Source organism: Paenibacillus sp. FSL H8-0079 (assembly GCF_037991315.1).
Taxonomy (GTDB): domain Bacteria; phylum Bacillota; class Bacilli; order Paenibacillales; family Paenibacillaceae; genus Paenibacillus.
On record NZ_CP150300.1, the window covers coordinates 4,179,399 to 4,198,046 of the forward strand.

Sequence of the window (18,648 nt, forward strand, 5' to 3'; positions counted from 1 at the left end):
ACTATTTCGTTGTTACAATAAAAACGGGCTGTCCCTAGCCATTATGACTTATGGAACAGCCCCTCTCTATTCATATTTCTTAACCGCTATGCGATTACCGAATGAGTCATATATATATTGGAAGTTGGTTTGAACAGGTGTTGTTCCCAACCTGGTGATGGACTTGGCCACCAATCTTCCCTCTTCATCATACTGATAGATGACATCAACCAAAGTAGGAAGCTGCACGAAGTCCAGACCGTCATATCGATATATCTCACCAATCGAAATGACCAAGAAGGAATCATCCTGTGCATAACCTTCTGGAGAAGCCGGCATGGTAAGTACAGGTTCTCTAACCAGCTGCTCAGTGTAGTTGTCTGTAACCACTTGTCGAATAACTCTTCCTTGCATGTCAAAAGCAAAATATGTAACCACATCTGTATAATCCACCAAGTCGCTGATCGATTCCCACGGATCAATGACATTCAGGCGTTTTCGTTCACCCCAAGTCATGCTCACATGTGTTTCTCCATCACTGATCATATCGGCACTGTGTATATCAGGATGTGTGTAATGATTGGCCTCAAGCTCGATGTTGGACAACTTTTCACGTTCGTTCAGAGTCATGATAACGTTATGACTTCCATCTGTTAACATATCAGAACTGTGTGTATCAGGATGGCTATAGATCACCGTTTTGGTACCATTAAGATTAATCGTTCCATTCTCAGGATGGTTCGAAACTCGATCACCACCCACCTTTACATATTTCCCACCGCTGTATGTATAGGTCGTTGATTCATTTTGATTACTTGAGTCTTGGCGTACCAGATATAATCTTCCTGCTTCACCTACGGTTGGAAGTTCTGTTTTCAGTCTGACCGAGACCACGTTTCCTACTGACACTGCGTCCAGTCTGCCATCAAGTGAGGCATAAGAATCCCTGGCTTGTTTAACTTCACGTTCTACTTTGGCAGCTTTGCTGTATGTAACAATATCCATGTGGTGGTCCTCCTCTCACCTTGTAGTCAAACCAACGACCTCAATATCGAAGTTGGCCACATCTGTACCCAGATTTTTTAACGACAAGTGAAGTGTTGAAGTCCCATCTACGTCCTCATATGGCAAATCGATCATATCGTAAATACCTTCCATAAAATTCCCCGTTGAGTATTGGGCATTGTTGAAATAGAGAACCTCTGGATGTGGACCCGCACTGTTCAAAACATGAACTTCCACATTCGTCTCTCTGGACGGAATGACCCTAATCGTTTTGATCATGAATCGAGGATGTTCCATGGGAATATTAATCATTGCCTTCGCCCCACCGCCAACATACTCTACTCTTTGGGCAAATGATACCGGCAATAGCACTTTTCTCATCTCCTCCATCAGTTTCCATGTCCTGTTCAAGAGTCTTCCCTCCTTCTAGGAATATGTGTATCCGGATACCGTCGTGGACGAAGATGACTGTCAGATGTGTTGCCACTTCCGCTGTAGGACCAATCCCCCCACGTTTTCCCCACTAACCCAGCCTGCTGGACAGGAATCTTGACCTTAATACACCAATCGAGCCCCGCATAATTTTGTTTCACTTTGAGGCCTCTTATGGTATCACGAATTAAACCTACTCCACTGGACTGGGTCAAAAATTTATGCTTGAGTATCATATTTTTTTCATCAGGAACTCCCACTCTGGTTCGTGGCCCATAAATATATTTATCCGCAACGTATCCAATCAATTGATCATTATGGTTGTCCAGCATCCTCCATGTACCCCAACGGTAGATGTCAAATAATTCAGCCGTAGTGGATAACGTTCCTAATGAATAGGCTATTTCCTTACCTTCAATGGTTACCGGAACAGCATCAAGATTGTATCCAATGCCATGGGGAACTGCCGCCTTACTCTGGGTATAGAGAGAACCGCTCTCGGCGGTCCCTACAACTTTCCCTTGATGTATAGCCATGTCCATCACCACCTTAATTCATCAGGACAGCAACCGTAGCGCCTGATAAGAAGCTCTGTCCACCAATCGACAGCGAGTATACCTTATATGTTTTAGTGCCCACTTTGATCTCATCTCCATGGGAAACTCCGGCAGAAGGTACCGCATAGATATCAATAAGCTCTCCCCTAGGACCCTCCACACCATTACACATAATAACCGGAGCAAGATGATATAGAGACCCCCAGCCTGGATTAACAGGAAGCATGGCAGAGTAGGCATCATAAATGTTATTCACCATCTGTTTATCTTTATCACGCAACGTCCGGATGCCGTTATCCCCGTTGTAGCTGAGGCCGACACCCAAACTCGAGGAATCTGTCTCCGTGGCATACCTGTTTAGAATTCCGAAGTAGCCCAGATTGGATATACCGGTAACCGAGTTCACATCCCCCTGCAAATAAATAATAATACGGTTTGGTTGTACTGAAACTTGGTAATCGATTAATAGATTCGTATCAACGACACTCGTATGACATAGGAAGTCCTTTTTCACTTCGGCTCTGCCCAAAGGAAGGCTACCATCTGTTGACAGTACATCTTCAGCCACACTCACGGTCAATTTGTTCCCCGTAGTTCCCTTCGTGTTTCCAACCTCAAGCCTGAAGAACAGTTTATCTGTCCCCGTTGTTCCCACTGATTTGAGCACGATCACACTCGCTGTCTCGTATAATACGGACCAAGGAGAACCTGCAATCGTTTTAAAGCCTTGAACAATATTTGCGAATAATTCATTCATTTTAACTTTTCCTGTAAAATTAGCCATCCCTCATGAACACCTCCTATATTTGGAAAAGTAACGCTCTTTGCCCGCCACCAAGCAGTCTGGCACCGTGGAAGAACTTCGGCCTTGAATACACAGGAACTTGGTTCGAATTGTAGTAATAACGTCCATAGTCTGTATTCGGATAATCCTGATCTACGACATGAAACACGTAATACTTGCCATCATTGCCAAGATCCAGGATCGATCCGTCCGGGTGCTGCGCACTGTTTTTAAATACAATGGAACGCATACCCTTGAATTCACCCCTAGCTCCTTCAGATGGATGATAGACTATGAAAGGCGTAACATAGTATCTGGAACCTACACCTGGAGAAGGGATGGACTCTGTCCCAAAATTGTACAGTGCATACTCCGTTCCATTCCGTGAAGTCATCACGACACCTCTTGGTGTGTCATATTGATCTGATGTGTTGTTATCCGAAGCGGATAAAGGCATGTGTGGGAAAACGCCATAAAATTTATTGGCAATCGCCGGGTCTTCTTGCTCTAAAGCTTGGCATTTGCCTAGGAATATTCGTACTGGGTAAGCTCGTTCCGGGTAGTTCAGACTCTCTCCATGGATAAACAGGATTTCCTCATTCGTAATTACAGACCACTTATAGTTCACATTGTACTGCACGTTATGACACAAAAATGGCGTTTCCAACATGAATTTATCCGTGTCCACGGGCGAATTCACGAATAGATCTGGTGATGCCACATTACCTCCCAAGTTCTTAAGTCCCCAGCGAATGTTGACTCCCCTGGCGTGGGCAATCACACACATGGTAAATCGCATGGATGTATTTTTTTTATTGGTAAGCAGCGCATTTCCCCAGTTGGCATAGGTTGTTTCGGCCGTATGTATGCTATCCCAGTAAGGATCGAGTGCATCCTTCAATGTGTTAACAAGCGTTGAAGTAAACAAGCTTAGCGTACTGGTAAACTCGTGTCTGCGAATCATGGTCATGCACTACACCTCCTTCTCGATCTCGAATAGCAGCACCCGTTGTCCACCACCGAGTAGTAACGCTGAATCGAAGAAGTAGGGTTGACCTGCATACGCGGTACCGTTTGTTGCATAAAATTGCTGATTCGTAGCAGGATGAGCTTGGTCGAATGCATGAAAGACATAATATCTTTCATCGCCCAAATCTAAGATTGATCCATCGGGATACTTACTAGCATCCTTAAGTACTGCAGTTCTGATACCTTGGAACTCACCTCTGGCACCTTCTGTTTCATGCCAAACGTAAAATGGTGAAATAAAAAATCTCCCACCTACACCCGGTGAAGGTACTTGTGAACTCGTCGCAAAGTGATATAACGCATTTGGTGTTCCATTACGTGAAGAACGCATGTACCCGCGTCCTGCCCGATATTTAAGTTCATCGTCGTTGTCAATTAAACCGTGGGGAAAATGAGAGAAAATACCCACGTTATCGTTAGCAATCAAAGGATCTTCTTCTTCGAATGGTTTTACTCTTCCAAGATACATACGGAATGGATATGCTAGATTTAAGTTTGTCTGAGGTTCACCAAAGAGAAATATATAGTTCTCCGTAATAAATAGACTCCATTTCCAGTAGATATTAACTGCCGCATTTATGTGACCAAAATTACTGCTATATACAGTTGTTGAATCCATCGTATGAAATGGAATCTCTGTAGCAGTTCCTATTTGTGTATAAAGATCAGGAAAAATAGACGATCCATTATTCTTTAACCCTGTTCTTAAAATATAATTTTTGGATACTGCTGCAAAATTGTTATTATATTGGTACGAAGATGCATTCATGGAAAGCGTAAAAAACATATTCGGGTCTTTAAGATTTTTGGCTGTGATCGTCCCTTGATTACCGATACTATTTACATTTGTATTCCACGATTTGGGCTGTGCGTAGCTATTATTATTACTATAAGACCACTCCCAGTGGACATCGCCATACAAATCCTGTGTTACTGTGTCGTACAGGGTCTTAATGAACGTTGTACAATACGAGTAAAACTCATAACGACGCAGGGCACCTAACAAAATATTTTCAGCCAACTACCTCACCTCCTTAGGCACCAAATCTAATTTTCATTTCGTGAAAGATGTTCTCTTTAAGTACGGTTAACAGAATTGATTTCAGCATGTCGCTTCTCTCTGTTATGAGATTCTCTTGATAAGACTGCTCTTTATCCTCAGCTCCATCCTCTGATTCCACACCACTAACAGCAGCCTCATGAATTTCAGGTAGCCCTTTAAGTGAAGGTAGAAACTTATGAGCCACATTATCAAACAGGATATTGCTTTCAAAAGCAAAGATCAGAATTTCAATTTCCTCTGTACTGAATGGCTCCGAGTGATTCCCCACTAATTTATCCATAATGGTATGTAGTGCAAACTTCACATCCTGCACGGTCCTCGTCACGTCAAATCACGACCTTTCTAATTTTCACTTGTTTGATGTTACCGCTAGCATCATATTCAAATCCCTTCTGAACTCCTTGGCCATCATAGATCAAGGTCTCAGTCTTAACGGTACCATCTGCATTGTAAGTAAACGATGTTTTCTTCAATAGCTGTGGAGTCAAATCTAATGAGAACACTTCTTCTGACTCAATGTCACCATTAGAGAAGTAGTTATATACGACATCCAGCTCAAGTGTACTTCCTTCAAGAAAGACAAGTCTCCTCCGGATGTCCGTGTCATCGAAGGTAGCACCTCCTTGAAGCACATAATACTCTGCACCATTGTTGATTTCGCGCAGTACTCTACCAGTAATGTCACGCTGATACTCAATGGACTTGATTTGTCCGTTACTCTCAGTAACCTCCTGTCGTTCCAGATTTCCATCCGGGCTATAGAAGTGCTCAATGGTGCGGTTGATCCCTCCATCAATCTTCTCCGTATGCACTTTTCCATCTGGATAATAGGTATATTCGGTTACCGAAGTGGTGTTAATAATTGACCCACGACCAATGACAGTTACTCGGGCTTCCTTGGGCACATCAAAAGTAAACCGTATAAGCGTATCATTATATTCAATGTAATCGTCTCCTGCATCCATGCGTATTCCATCCAGAAATACCTCTGCAGAATTTGAACCAATCACATATCTGGGCACTTGAAAATCTCTAGTCGTCGACAACCTGCTGTTAGGAGCAGAAGTGAAATGGAATACGGATTGATGCTCCATAGTGCCTGGACTCTCAGCGAGTTCAAGACGACTCTGCATGTTGTCGAGTCTGTCCTTGAGAGCATCATAGACGACTCCATTTTTATCTTCTTTTGAAGCCACAACTTCTTGAGCAGTTGCTTCTAAATGGGCCTCCATCGCTTTGATCGCCGTATGATGAGTAGCAATTGTTGTGGTTTGCTCACCAACGTTTTTTTCCAGATCATCTACACGAATTCCCAATGCTGACATGTCATTTTCAACAGAACCCTTTGTTAAGAAATACCTGAAATCTAAAGCCGTGAGTGAAGTTGTTGGAGAAACTCCAACATCGAGTCCACCTATGATCATGGCATCCTTGGGTTCTTCTTGATCTGAACTGTACGAGTACTCCCCATTTTCATGAAGAAAAATATAATATGTTGTATTTGCCACAATGTCTGAAATGCTGAATGTCTGAGAAAACTGATCCACAATAACTTTGTTAATACTGGCTCGTCCTGCATTAATCGTAACTTGAACACTGTTATTTGTATCTAGATACGTGGGGTTGGTAACGCTGAGATCCTGAATGGGTTGCTTCGATACAACTTCAATCGCTTTCTCCAACGTGCCAAATCGATTATCTATGGATGCCTCTGCTCCACGTGCTTCTTTAATTTCCGTCTCAGCCAGGCTCAATCTCTTCTCATGGTCATCCTGACTCTTGAAAAGGGTATTAACATCTGCTCTTGCCGTCAGAATATCCTGCTGAACATCATCCAATCGTGAGCTGTTTGAAGTAACCTTAGTCTCGACATCGCCTAGTCTCTGCTCATGATCTTTTACTGCATCTCGGCTATAGTGTGCAGATTCTTCTACGAGTGTGATTCGGTCGCCTAGACTGAGTGCAGACCCTCTGGCTTCTTCCAACTCTGTAAGATAGGAATCAATCTCATCATGCGTACGGACCCCAATATCACTCAATTCCTTATGACTCTTGGCGGATGATCGATGAGACTGGTTAATTCTTACTGACATTTGACCACCTCCATTCATGCCTTACATGATCTATACGTAATTACTCCAATACTATTAAGTCATATGTATGTCGAATACATCTGTAGCGAAAATTTGACCTGGGAAGCATACCTATCTTGAGATTCTTCCCTTTCCATTCGCAGCCAGAATGGATAGGACGCTCCTGGCAAAATGGTAAACGCGGTGATCGAGTAGCTGAAAGACCCAGGAACGCCTTCAACATCGGGCGCAATCTGCACTTTATCCGTTCCGCTTGTGAGCGCAAAGGTTACATTTTTAAAGTCTCCTGATATCATGGTATTCTTGGCAAACATTCGAACTTCTTGTGTAGCAGAACCAGCTGCCGTTAAATAGCCTAGAAACCGATCCGTGTTGGGATAAAGAAGCACATCGAAATCTTCTCCTGTTTCAGGATTCGACTCTTTGTAATATAAGTCTGGTGTAACCTCAAAGTACATTAGGTCTCCCTTGTATAACTTTATAGAATCCATGGCCTGAAACCGATTTTCATCCGGAAGCCTAATCCCAAAATTGCCCTCAAACGGATATGGATATGGATCCATGTTAAAATGTACAACCGTTTCTTCAGATCGGCATACCCTGGACTCAAGCACAACACCATTCTGATCGATTAGATCAACCACAGTTCCTTTGGTTAGATTGTCTACGGTAATAGATGTTCCTTTGTTGATTCGAATATACTGAACATGCATGGGGTGCTCCCCTTCACCCTTCAGATAGAGACCAATTTTAGGAGCTCCCGCCAGTTCTACAGAACCAATGATGTTCCAAATCAAGCCATCATCCGACCAATACGCCGTATAATAGTTGTAATCTCGAATCAAACGAATCCAAGGGTAGGTCTTTAACAAAGGCGTTGGCAAAGACACATCCAGAAATTCTTCAATTTCCATGTAATTATGTTCGTCTACAAAAACAATAATCCCACCATAGCATCCCTCTGTATCGGGATTGTAACTGTTCTTCACATCCATGACGAATTGCTTCATATCTGTCAGAGGTTTATAGAACATATACAGCGGATCTTGACCATGTTTGAGCACTAGGCTGCCACTCCCCGCTTCATAGCGAGTAACATCGTTAGGGAGTACTTCCCATTTGGAATCCAGGTTGGAGCTTGCGAACGCATCCTCATAAATCCTGCCTGACTCTTTCAATCTTGCAACACCCATACAGAACCTCCTTTCTTTACGTGAATAGCCAGATGCGTTTACCGATCACACACATCTTGGGCCTTGCTTTCCAAACTTCCAGCAAACATTTAATAAGCGCTTCAACACACTTGTCTCCCCCACCACCTTCGCAGTAAGGAATGACATAGACATCATCACAGATCCAGTTGGTCAGTTCCATCCAATCCAGATTAGCGTATTCGTAACTACGCGTACCCACTTCCTGAAGCGAGGTGAACACCCATTTGAACTCATGTTTGCCTTTGGGCACTGGATGTGAAAACGTATAGTAACCGCCCTCTTGGGTGAATGTTTTGATCAGCTCATTATCAATGAAGAAATCCAGTTGACAATCAAAAGGCACAGGCACCCACACCCATCTTTCGTAGGCTTTGAAGTCATGCAGCCGGAAGGTGGTCAGATATCGTTTTCCTGTCCAATCGCTGATCTGCCCCTTCTGATCTGTTGTAATCTCGACCTTATACTTGCTATAAGGCTTGGGAGCCAGATCATTCAGTTCAAAGCCACGATACCCTTCCCCGTAATACTTTTCATCCCATAACACTTTTCCATCCTCACGTGTAATTTTTACGCGCATATTGCTGTTATCACAGCCGCCCATCCAGATCGGTTTGTTATTCCAAACTTCAAAGTGAGTCACCTCAGCCCAGGATGGATCTAATTTGCTTATATCATCGAGTTGCATCGAACCCCCCCAGATCATTGCCCCATCTCCCGGACAGCCCTGTTCGAATTTAACACGAACCTCGTAATTCTTTTTCTGATCTGAGGTATTCTCGACTTCAATGGAGATGATCTGATCATCTTCATTTGTAACTTCTCGAGGTGGAATTAATAGTTGACCCTCCTCGTAAGTTTCAATGACAATTTTGGTTCCTCGACATACCCGATCTCTATTCTCGTACAATCGAATAACGTCGAGCCAGGCATGGCTGCCACCATCTGGTGCAGTCGTGCCTGGGCCAGGTGGATTCCATGTATCCTCCCCAGGATGTGGTGATTGTCCTTCCAAATACAAACGTCCCTGTGAATCTGTACAGTACGCATTCCAGGATTCTCTAAAACGTCCTCCACTAAGTGTAAATCCTCCAGCATCCAAGCCACTACCTTCAGCTGCACCTGATGCTTTATGCAAACTGTATTGAACTGTATATGCCTTCCCAGGTATTGTATAAGGAGTAAAATCCATATTATATGTCTGTATCTGTCCATTGCTTGCTGGATAACGATAGGAGTATAGCGTTGAACCTGCTGTTTTATCGATCAAATCAACCAATACATACGTTTCACTATCCGTTCTGTTAGGATAAACCAGATTGCCGCCGTTCAATCCAGCAGAGTCTTTTGTTTTAATGGATAGATTCTTAATAGAAGCATGGTAGAGAAAACCTTCTTTATCTTGATCACTGTCATCAAAGGTATCCGTAATGCCAATGCAGATATAGTAATATCCTGCTTTCAGATTAGGAACTGTTTCAGAATAGGTTGCTGCTGTATTCCAGTCGGTAGAACTTATGTTTGTGTAATTTACTTTCCCGTTATTTTTACCCCTGTTATTTTTTTCATTTAATATTATTCGTTTTGTACCAGATTCAGGATAAAAGTAAACTCTAAATCTCGCTTTTTGTTGATTCCCATCTTTTAGATAACAAATATATCTAAAATCAATACTAAACTCGCCTTCACAGTAAAAACGTTTATAAATCATTTTTGTATGTGGACTATCAAACTCCGTTTTCGGATCCCCAGGAGATAGACTTTTCACATTTAATCCGTAATAATTATTTTCTTTATTTTGATAAATCGTACCTGGTTCCGCATAATACTGTCTCATCATGTCCGAAGTTCGAAGAGGTCGTAAACCCGTGTTGTTTAATTTCTTTATAGGATATACCTTTAGTGTCTCAACATAATCAATTTTACCAATGTGAGGAGCATAAAAATCCCGGGTAATATATTTACCTTCATCCAGAAGTCTATGACTACCGTCGTAAGTTGCTCCTTCATTTTTCCATCCCCACAGGCTCGTCTGGTCAGACCGTCCTGAATAAGAACTTTGTCCATACTGAATTTCATGATCTTTAATTCCACCAGGAAAACATACTTCTCCAAATGGACTTGTAGTCGAACCATTTGACGGACCATTTCCGGTACCGTTTCCGCCTGGATTTGCAGATCCGCTGCCAGATCCACCTGGGTTACCGTCGCTAGGCACATATGCCTTACCATCCCGGTAAATCCAGCGAAAACGGTGACTGCCTGAGGAAACTGGATACATACAGTTTGTTCCATCGTTTCCATTGGATCGATTTCCTGTCCAGACGGTAATACCATCTACCTGAAGTTCCAATTTCTCACCGGGATCGAAATCTCCACCATACTGCCAGAATATATAACCTGGCTTATTTAAATGAGCTTCGAGTTCGCAGATGAATTCCTGATTGTGTCCCTGAGCCCACATTACACCATCCCCAGCAATTAGCTCCTTCCATTGCCAGCTTCCTGTAAATCTTAATCTTGAACTAATTTTGTCTTCTTCATTAAACAGCTCATAAAAAACCATTTCATCTCGATTTTCGCCCGTTTTCGGATCATAATTGTAGTCCATCGCGGGATAGATTCGCATGTGTTCTTTAATCGTCAGCTTCGCACCTGGATTTAACTCGGAACGATATATGATTGTGTCGTTATTCGTTTCCGTGGTTGCTCCAGCATCCGTTACATCCCACCCACGTGTCACATCAACATATGATCCAAGCGGAGACGTTGTGCGATATGTATTACCTGTGTTATTACCATAGGTAAACAACTTGTTCGACTGATATTTAAAGGGTTCTTCCGTTAAACTATCTCTGATTCTGAATTGGATTATGTTGTTTCCAGCTTGCAAAGGAATACGTACTTGTTCGCCGTTACCATGCATTGTAGTATAATAAACGGACATACCATTTACAGCGACCTCAAATGCTTCAGTAGGCCGTAACTGATGCTTATAGCTGAATATGAACCATCCCTCATCCGGCAAAGATACTATGGTTTGAGCAATCATATCTCCCTGCTTCGGTTCATCCAGACGCAGCACATCCCCTTGATTCACCCAACTTGGATTTCCCAACATTAACCATTGATATTTTCCAATTCCTTGTCCATAGTGAAACGGTTCCCAATGATCAATCTCTCGCGGAGGACAAGTTACTTCGAGCGAACCTCTCAAGTCCACGGTCGTATCCGGCCCTGCAACAATTTCATATTCGATTTTAGCCTGGTTAGTCTCCGTTTCTGAATATTCCCCATTCAGTCTCCACTCCACACCATGCACTGATGTAGCATAACTGCCATGATCTCCATCCCCGCGCTGAGTGCGTTCAAGCATTTTATCATCAAAAAATAACTGATAATCATGATCGGGATACGGCTCTTCATCCACCCCCATCTTGTAAGCAAATGAAACCGTTCCATCACATTCGTTATCCAGATCCATCGTCATGGTTTTCTTACGTAAATCATCCGTAATGAACTGTCCTTTAAAATGGGCCTGTGCCACACTTTGCGGTGATCTTACAACCCAGTTTCCATACTCATATACGTCCTCACCATCCAGATCGTAATCTTTCGGAGCAGGCGGCTTACGTGTATCCACAATTTCAACGACTTCTACATCCTTGATATAGATGCCATTGTTCTGCCATACTTCGGGTCTCATTTTGCGGATTAACCAGTCGAACTTGTACATCTGTCCTGGCTGCAACGTAAATGCAGCTTCCTGCCATCCGCTATTCTCGCTCCATTCGCCCCCAACTTGCTGCCCATTAATATAGAACAGCATGCCATTACCGCGCTTGGCACTAGCCAGGTACTTGAACCTGATCTGTCCATAACGCTTCACACGCCAGTTAAATGTGATTTTGGATGAGTTGCCAATCTCCAGAAGCCCTAAATCCAGTTTTAAGATCATCTCTGATCCGGATTGTTCATTTCGGCCTACGGAGTGGACAGCTACCCATTCCTGATCCTCCGTCGATGATACATATCTGAAGAAATCAGGGAATTTATTCGAGAACGGGACGTCCTTTTTCATTGAAAAGAGCGGAATCTCATATACGGTTGCATCAAAATGATTAAAGTAATTCCCACTAAAATGATGGTAGTAGGGTGCCGGACAAACGGGCAATGATACACCATGATGACTACCGCCAGGCTTCTGAGCATTTTCAAGAATCTTGTGAATACAATCTTTAATCATCTGCAGTACTCGCTGATATTGTGTTTTATCTGGAGGCTGCTGTTGTTCTACCCACCATTCAATCCTGCGATACATATTCCACAGTGCTTCACGGCAGCGTACACTCGCATACCACGACTTATCTTTCAGATATTGCTCAATGATTTGATCAATACTATTTTCCAGTGCATCCAATTGAACCGTCTGCCATCGTCCGATCTGACCGTAACCTGGATCACCCAGAATAGGATTATTTTCTTCGCCATGCCGGTCCGTTTCACTCCTCGGTGCATTGGGACTCTGCGGTAAATACGCAGGGTTATTGGGGTTGCCGTAACTTTCGTCCGCAATCTTCGCTCTCATATTGGCGAACAATACACCTTTCTGTGATTTGGAGAACAAACCAAATGTATGACCCATACCAATCACCTCCCAATCTCTCTATACGACAAAAAGAGCACCGAGTTAATCGGTGCCCGTCAGATCATATTGCAATTTCGAATCTGTGTAGATCTGGAGTTTATTTTTCATGACCGACACGGACAATGTATACCATTTTTCCTTCTCCCACTTAAAGGGTTGCATCGGAGAGCCCACTGCAGTTGGATTACCAGCAACGATTTTATATAGCTGCATCGGCGTTCTCATATCCAGACTGTTATCGCTGTCTCCTCCGTGAACCATAAACATCCAATAATTATGTTCATCGAAGTATTTGAAAATAATTCCTGCGCCATCCCCATCCGTACTTGTATCTACCTTGAAATCAATGGAGAATTTATACGTCTCAGCCAGGAAATTATTACGGTACCATCCACTGATGTCCTTCGTATCTTCCTTGGAATAAAACTTTCCAAGCAATGGATCCCGATCCCAATCACCTTGACCGAATTTAGTCCAATCGTCTGATTGGGATAATTCCAGCGCATCCATATCCTTGGAATACGGATAGTACACATTAAATGGATCATTCGGATCATAGTCCTCTGGAACACCCAAGCCACCTTCCCAATCTTCAGGATCCATCCCTCGATCGAGCAGATCTTCCGAGTAATCGAATATGAGACCCTGTGCCATGGTATCCATCATCGGAATATAAGCATCAGCGGATTCACGTTCAGCCACCGGATGATCATTCAGTGTGAAGCTCTCACGCGGTTCCATCTTGGCTTCGTGATACATTTCCATAAGATGAGCTGTTCTCTCGGGAAGGAACGCGTGCAACTGTTCCAGATACTCTGCTCTTTTCTCAGGTCTTTCAGCGAAAATAAAACCTGTGATGACTTGAGAACAGCGTTCTTCAAATGAAGCCATGAGAGAATCAGGATCTTCGATTTCAGACAATCTGGCGTTCGCTATACCAGTTGGCAACTCTCTTTCTATACTGGATTCACGTTCCTCAATTATCCCTTTAAAATCATCTTCAATAAGATAACCCGGGTCTATTAACTTACTGCCAAAGCTCTCGCGGTCATTAACAATGTAACTTGTGTATGGAAGACTATTTCCGTAACTTAACTCCTCACTGGAGAAAGCAAACCTCTGGAGTGTGGTACCATATATCCCATCAAAATGCTCACCGGCTCGCTCACCCCCAACGCCACTTTCCATTTCATGTGAATGACCATATTGATCCATTTTCCCCGCTGCGAATTGCTCCCAATCCAGAGTCGTACTTCTTAACAAGTTCATTCCAGAATCCAATTGATGGTTATACGCGTCATAAGAACTTCTGGAGCTCATGAACGAGTTATCTTCAATATGAACGTCTCTCGTTTTAAGGTAAGCATATTCGCTTTGGATCAGGTCTATCTGTTTATATTGGAAGCCAACCAGTTCCATGTCCATAATGGATTCTTTAAATTCCTTGTTTCCGTAGAACATGTCCTGATCCAACGATCCATTTCGCAGTTTCACTACATCATTGATCGTCTCATGGGTATGCGCCCATCTTTCAGCTTTTACCCCAAAAAGGTTGTCATGCAGGAATGCTGACCTATCCTCTTTATTTAACTCAAGCGTTTGGATCAAATCAGCTTCATTACCGTTTTTAAACGCATGAATTTGCTCATCAATAGTGGAATCTTTGGCATTTTTCAGACCATACATGTTCTCTTCCAAATATCCATATTGCGGTTTGTCGGCGAGCAGATTCTCTTCCATATTGCCGTACTGGGGTTTGTCCGCTGAGAGTACAATCTCTGTTGTTCCATACTTCAAGTTTGTTCCACCAACAATCTCAACTGGAACATCACCGTACTTCAGATTCGTTCCGCCAACAATCTCTACAGGTATGTCTCCATAACTGAGCCCCGTCCCACCCACGGATTCCACTGGAACATCTGCATATTTCAAATTTGTACCGCCTAGTGGTAGCGTGAGGTCAAGGTAACCATATTGCGGTTTATCCGCTATAAGTTGTTCTTCAAGATTAGCAATCTTTTCAATCGTGCTATTAGTTGTCTCATGAAGGTAAGCGTCATGAGTAAGCTTGTAGGCAAGGAACACATCATGACCCAGTGCCGAATCCTTTCTACTCTTTATCGAATCATAGATCAGTTCGACCAAGTCAGTATCTCTGATACCTTTACCACCGTACCAACCCTCACCATGCAATTCACTCAAGCGTAACTTGACAACTTCACTCTCAATCTCATGGACTGATGCCTCTTTCACGATTCTTGTAGAATGGTTATCTTCAAGCATAAGAGATAATCTATTCATGTTATCCGAAATGATTTCAACGTTCAATTGTCCTTTGCGCATGATTGAATGAGCCGTCAGCATATCGTCAAGATTCGCAGATTTCATTACAGTAGTGGCTAGAGATATCTCATCTTGCACCGATCCATATCGATCTACCCTAATCGCTTCAGAAGTAATATTTACCAACGTGGATTCCCATGCTTGCCGCGTACCTGCATTAAACTCAATATCCATTGCACTATCTCTTGCCCACGATGAACCAAGCGTATATCCAATCTCAGCTACTCCATCTCGATATTTCGAGCTGCTTATGGAATAATCCTCGCTGAACAGCGCAGATCTCCATTCCAAAGTCGCCAGTGAGTAATCGATATCAATAGCTGCGTGACGTGGTTCAATCATGCCAATAGAATAACTCTCATTCAAATACAACTGTCTGATCTTGGCTGTGCCTATGGAGTACTCACCACTGATTATACCTTCTCTTATTGGATTAGTAGCCATAAGTTGTTGATCATACAAGTATCCCTCACGAGTCTTTGACGTTCCAATAGCATATTCGCTGTTCAAAAGCATCTGGCGCAAGTTCGTGCCACCCATGGTGTATTCATCATCAATTATTCCATGTCGATACCGGGAAACCCCGCCCATATTAAATTCGGTATGAATCACACTCTCACGGTTCATGTTGGAACTCACGATATGATGGTCGAGAGCCATTCCGTCCCGTTTGTATTTTGCGCCTATCCCGTACTCATCAAAGGTTTGTCCTCTGCGTTCAACTTGACTTCCTTCATACGCTGGGTCATCCGGGAATAATCCCCCTCCAGGATTCAGGTAACCGAATGAATCTTCAAACTCAATAATAGCCGGTCTTGCATTAAAATCTGCGCCGTAAATGACTTCCGTAATTTCGCCATGCTGATCTTCCTTTACTTTCACTCCCTCGAAAACGTCTGTCTCTAGAGTAGAATTACGTCTGTTCAGTTCAGCCGATCGAGATTCATCCTCAAGTACTGTCATGCTCAGCTCTTTGGATGCTTCTGCGAGTTCCGTCCCTATATCACCAAGCTGAGGTTCCTTCGCACCTTCGAAATTAAATGAAATGATGCCTGATCTGCTTCCTTCTTTGTCAGCTGTTAAGATCCCGCAATCGACTAACGCATCTACCCGCTCTCTAACTCCCACCAAAAACGGTTCATCAAAATAAACCGAAGCGTCTGCATTATTTACAGCTTCCATCATCATTTCCAGAATGACTGCCGGGCTGTTCTCCAAGATCTCCCCTACGATAAATTCCTCGTCCAGATACCCAGGGTAGGCTTTATTCCCTAACCATCCTCCACCAACCAATTTGTCCAGAAGCTCGTCTCGAATCATGGTGGGTCGACTAAGATCTCGGATAGATTGCAGGATCCTTTCCAGATTTAGCTTTTTACGCTCTCTATGTAACATAAGTGGTTTCTCTGTCAGATGTACATGCTTCTGTTCGTCGTTCTTTCCAAACGAATTTAGCTTTTCGAGCATGGTAGAACGTAATAATTCTTTGTCAGCCAAATGGTCCTCAGACTCAGGTAACCACAAATCATGAGCAAACGCTCTTTCTGCCGTTGTTGAACCATCCGTATAGCTTTCAAAGGATGCTTTTCTTTCTGCACCTTCTTCGCTGTTCGGGATGTACAAATTCTTTTTCTCTGTTTTTGCAGTATGGAAGTTATCCTCAATATAGCTGTCTAATTTGTTTTCCCTTCCACCAAGTGATTGCTTGTTAAGTACTTCAAGAGCCTCTACAGTCACTCGTTTGCCTAGCCTACTTTCCCTCTCCACATACCCAGGGACCTTACTGATCCTTCTGCTCTCCTGCAAATCTCTGAAAACAAAACCGTGCTCCGTACTTTCACGATAAGCCTGTTCTGCATGACGGTCTAACTCACTATGAACCACATAAATCCGTTGTGCCTTAGGACGCTCGTGCTCAATATACATTTTCTCCAAATAAACTCTTTGCCCCGTAGTCAGATCACCCATGACGTTCATATCTTCCGCTTGATCTCGAACAGCCCAAGGAAACTGTCGTTCCACATCCGTAATAGTCCCTATATCTCTGGATGCCAAAATGATACCGGATGCTGTAGATGCCGGATGTTTGTCTATAATTCTGTGAGCTTGGAGCGGATGCCACAGGGTATCACTAGGACGAAAGACTAGCGCATTTCGATATTGGTCACGGCTGCTTTGGCTGAGATCATCATGAAAGTAAAGTTGCTTGTCGACTTCTCGCGTACTTCTCATTTCGGTATGTAGAACAGTCGGGTACTGACGATCCTTCAGTTTGGCAAGTACATTCTCGTGAGTTGTCATTTCATTCTTAATAACCCTCGTAGCCTGATTCAGTTGTGAAAGAAACATATTCTCTTCGATGTCTCTGATTGCTTGAACAATTTTGCCTGTAGTCGTTCCACCAAACGTTGTTGCTCGCACAGCTGTTCCCAGTGTATGCATGAGTGTCAATTGTGAAATGTTATCCACTCTTTGGGCTAACAGCAACGTCCGATCAAGGTGCATATACTTTATTTCCTGAAATCTACGAATATAAGCAGTCGACATATCAGAGAGAACGGACAATTGCTGATGATCATCTACCCTTTTCCCAATCATGGCAGCTTGTTCAGCAAATGTTTCTTTATGAACATCACGTAAACCTAGCAGATCCTGATATAGAATTTCCACGTCTTGTTTGCTTACCTTCCGAGATTGAAGGCTTCTCTCCAGTTCTGTACTTCTGAAGTGGTCTTGAATGGCTTCTAACAAAAAGTCATTTTGTGCCCGGCGTCCAATGATCTTCTCCACTTTCTCGAAAACCTCTGCCACATCCATATCCGGTTTATCGTTTCGAACAGAGTGTATCAATTGTTTAATCACCAGTTCAGAGCTGTTATCTTGCTCTGCACTATCTGCATAGTCCGCAATCATCCCAAATTCACTAACCCTGAAACTGATTCTTCCATGCTCCAGCTTATCCAGATTCTTCACAAAGTTACGAGTTAAACCCAAATTACGGACAATCTTTAGCTCTTTATCGTTATCTACGCGCCAGCCCTCTGACATATCTTCAGGAATGAATGAGTCCTTTAAACCTCCGGGTCTATGGCCCTCATCTTGATGATCCATCTCCAAAGCTTCAATTAAAGCAGACCGCTCCATTTCGAACGAAAATTCCATGACATCGCCTTGCTTGGTAGCTGAGCTCGATCCTTCCATGGAACTGTGTAAAAGTCCTTCTTTATCCTGTTCAGCATCACTTAGAACAATAAATCGTTCTTCTCCTTCTAGATCCTTGCGAATCGCTTCCACAAGTTGATGATTAAATCCATGTGAGATCGATCTTGCCATGTAAAAATCAAGCATTAGAACACTTGGATACCGGCTGTAAGGCATGTATATAAATCGATAATCCTCAGGCCTGCTTCCTGTAGTTCCGACTGTAAACAGGTAACCGTACTGAGTTGTCGTGTAATCTATAACGGTGAAATCAAACTTATTGACTACTTGACTCACGTCACT

11 protein-coding genes are annotated in these 18,648 nt (G+C 43.1%); all 11 read right to left on the reverse strand.

What is annotated here, in order from left to right:
• Nucleotides 1-66 precede the first annotated feature (66 nt).
• The 11 genes from MHI06_RS18640 to MHI06_RS18690 are packed head-to-tail and all read right to left on the reverse strand — an operon-like array spanning nt 67 to nt 18,642.
• On the reverse strand, nt 67-984 hold the full coding sequence (locus tag MHI06_RS18640) for a hypothetical protein (protein WP_340398718.1): 918 nt from the start codon (nt 982-984) through the stop codon (nt 67-69).
• A 15-nt stretch (nt 985-999) separates the two neighbouring features.
• Complete coding sequence (locus tag MHI06_RS18645) at nt 1,000-1,395, reverse strand: hypothetical protein (RefSeq protein ID WP_340398719.1); 396 nt, start codon at nt 1,393-1,395, stop codon at nt 1,000-1,002.
• Nucleotides 1,392-1,952: a hypothetical protein gene (locus MHI06_RS18650; RefSeq protein WP_340398720.1), complete on the reverse strand. Its 561-nt coding sequence runs from the start codon at nt 1,950-1,952 to the stop codon at nt 1,392-1,394. Before MHI06_RS18650 ends, MHI06_RS18645 begins: the two co-directional genes overlap by 4 nt.
• A 13-nt stretch (nt 1,953-1,965) precedes the next feature.
• On the reverse strand, nt 1,966-2,757 hold the full coding sequence (locus MHI06_RS18655) for a hypothetical protein (protein ID WP_340398721.1): 792 nt from the start codon (nt 2,755-2,757) through the stop codon (nt 1,966-1,968).
• 16 nt (nt 2,758-2,773) lie between these two features.
• Complete coding sequence (locus MHI06_RS18660; RefSeq protein WP_340398722.1) at nt 2,774-3,727, reverse strand: hypothetical protein; 954 nt, start codon at nt 3,725-3,727, stop codon at nt 2,774-2,776.
• A 3-nt stretch (nt 3,728-3,730) separates the two neighbouring features.
• Nucleotides 3,731-4,807, reverse strand: coding sequence for a hypothetical protein (locus tag MHI06_RS18665; RefSeq protein ID WP_340398723.1), 1,077 nt, complete (start codon nt 4,805-4,807; stop codon nt 3,731-3,733).
• Between the two features lie 13 nt (nt 4,808-4,820).
• A complete protein-coding gene (locus MHI06_RS18670) occupies nt 4,821-5,153 on the reverse strand; it encodes a hypothetical protein (RefSeq protein WP_340398724.1) in 333 nt (110 codons plus the stop codon).
• 22 nt (nt 5,154-5,175) lie between these two features.
• Nucleotides 5,176-6,942 (reverse strand): hypothetical protein, encoded by a 1,767-nt coding sequence (locus MHI06_RS18675; protein WP_340398725.1) that lies wholly within the window; start codon nt 6,940-6,942, stop codon nt 5,176-5,178.
• 59 nt (nt 6,943-7,001) lie between these two features.
• Nucleotides 7,002-8,135 carry a hypothetical protein gene (locus MHI06_RS18680; protein WP_340398726.1) on the reverse strand — a complete coding sequence of 378 codons (1,134 nt, stop codon included), beginning with the start codon at nt 8,133-8,135 and terminating at the stop codon, nt 7,002-7,004.
• 16 nt (nt 8,136-8,151) lie between these two features.
• Complete coding sequence (locus MHI06_RS18685; protein WP_340398727.1) at nt 8,152-12,798, reverse strand: hypothetical protein; 4,647 nt, start codon at nt 12,796-12,798, stop codon at nt 8,152-8,154.
• A gap of 45 nt (nt 12,799-12,843) precedes the next feature.
• Nucleotides 12,844-18,642, reverse strand: coding sequence for a hypothetical protein (locus tag MHI06_RS18690; protein WP_340398728.1), 5,799 nt, complete (start codon nt 18,640-18,642; stop codon nt 12,844-12,846).
• Nucleotides 18,643-18,648 lie beyond the last annotated feature (6 nt).

Coding starts and splice junctions, on each gene's coding strand:
- MHI06_RS18650 (WP_340398720.1), bottom strand. CDS start 1,952: ATGGCTATACATCAAGGGAAAGTTGTAGGGACCGCCGAGAGCGGTTCT.
- MHI06_RS18685 (WP_340398727.1), bottom strand. CDS start 12,798: ATGGGTCATACATTTGGTTTGTTCTCCAAATCACAGAAAGGTGTATTG.
- MHI06_RS18655 (WP_340398721.1), bottom strand. CDS start 2,757: ATGGCTAATTTTACAGGAAAAGTTAAAATGAATGAATTATTCGCAAAT.
- MHI06_RS18675 (WP_340398725.1), bottom strand. CDS start 6,942: ATGTCAGTAAGAATTAACCAGTCTCATCGATCATCCGCCAAGAGTCAT.
- MHI06_RS18660 (WP_340398722.1), bottom strand. CDS start 3,727: ATGACCATGATTCGCAGACACGAGTTTACCAGTACGCTAAGCTTGTTT.
- MHI06_RS18640 (WP_340398718.1), bottom strand. CDS start 984: ATGGATATTGTTACATACAGCAAAGCTGCCAAAGTAGAACGTGAAGTT.
- MHI06_RS18680 (WP_340398726.1), bottom strand. CDS start 8,135: ATGGGTGTTGCAAGATTGAAAGAGTCAGGCAGGATTTATGAGGATGCG.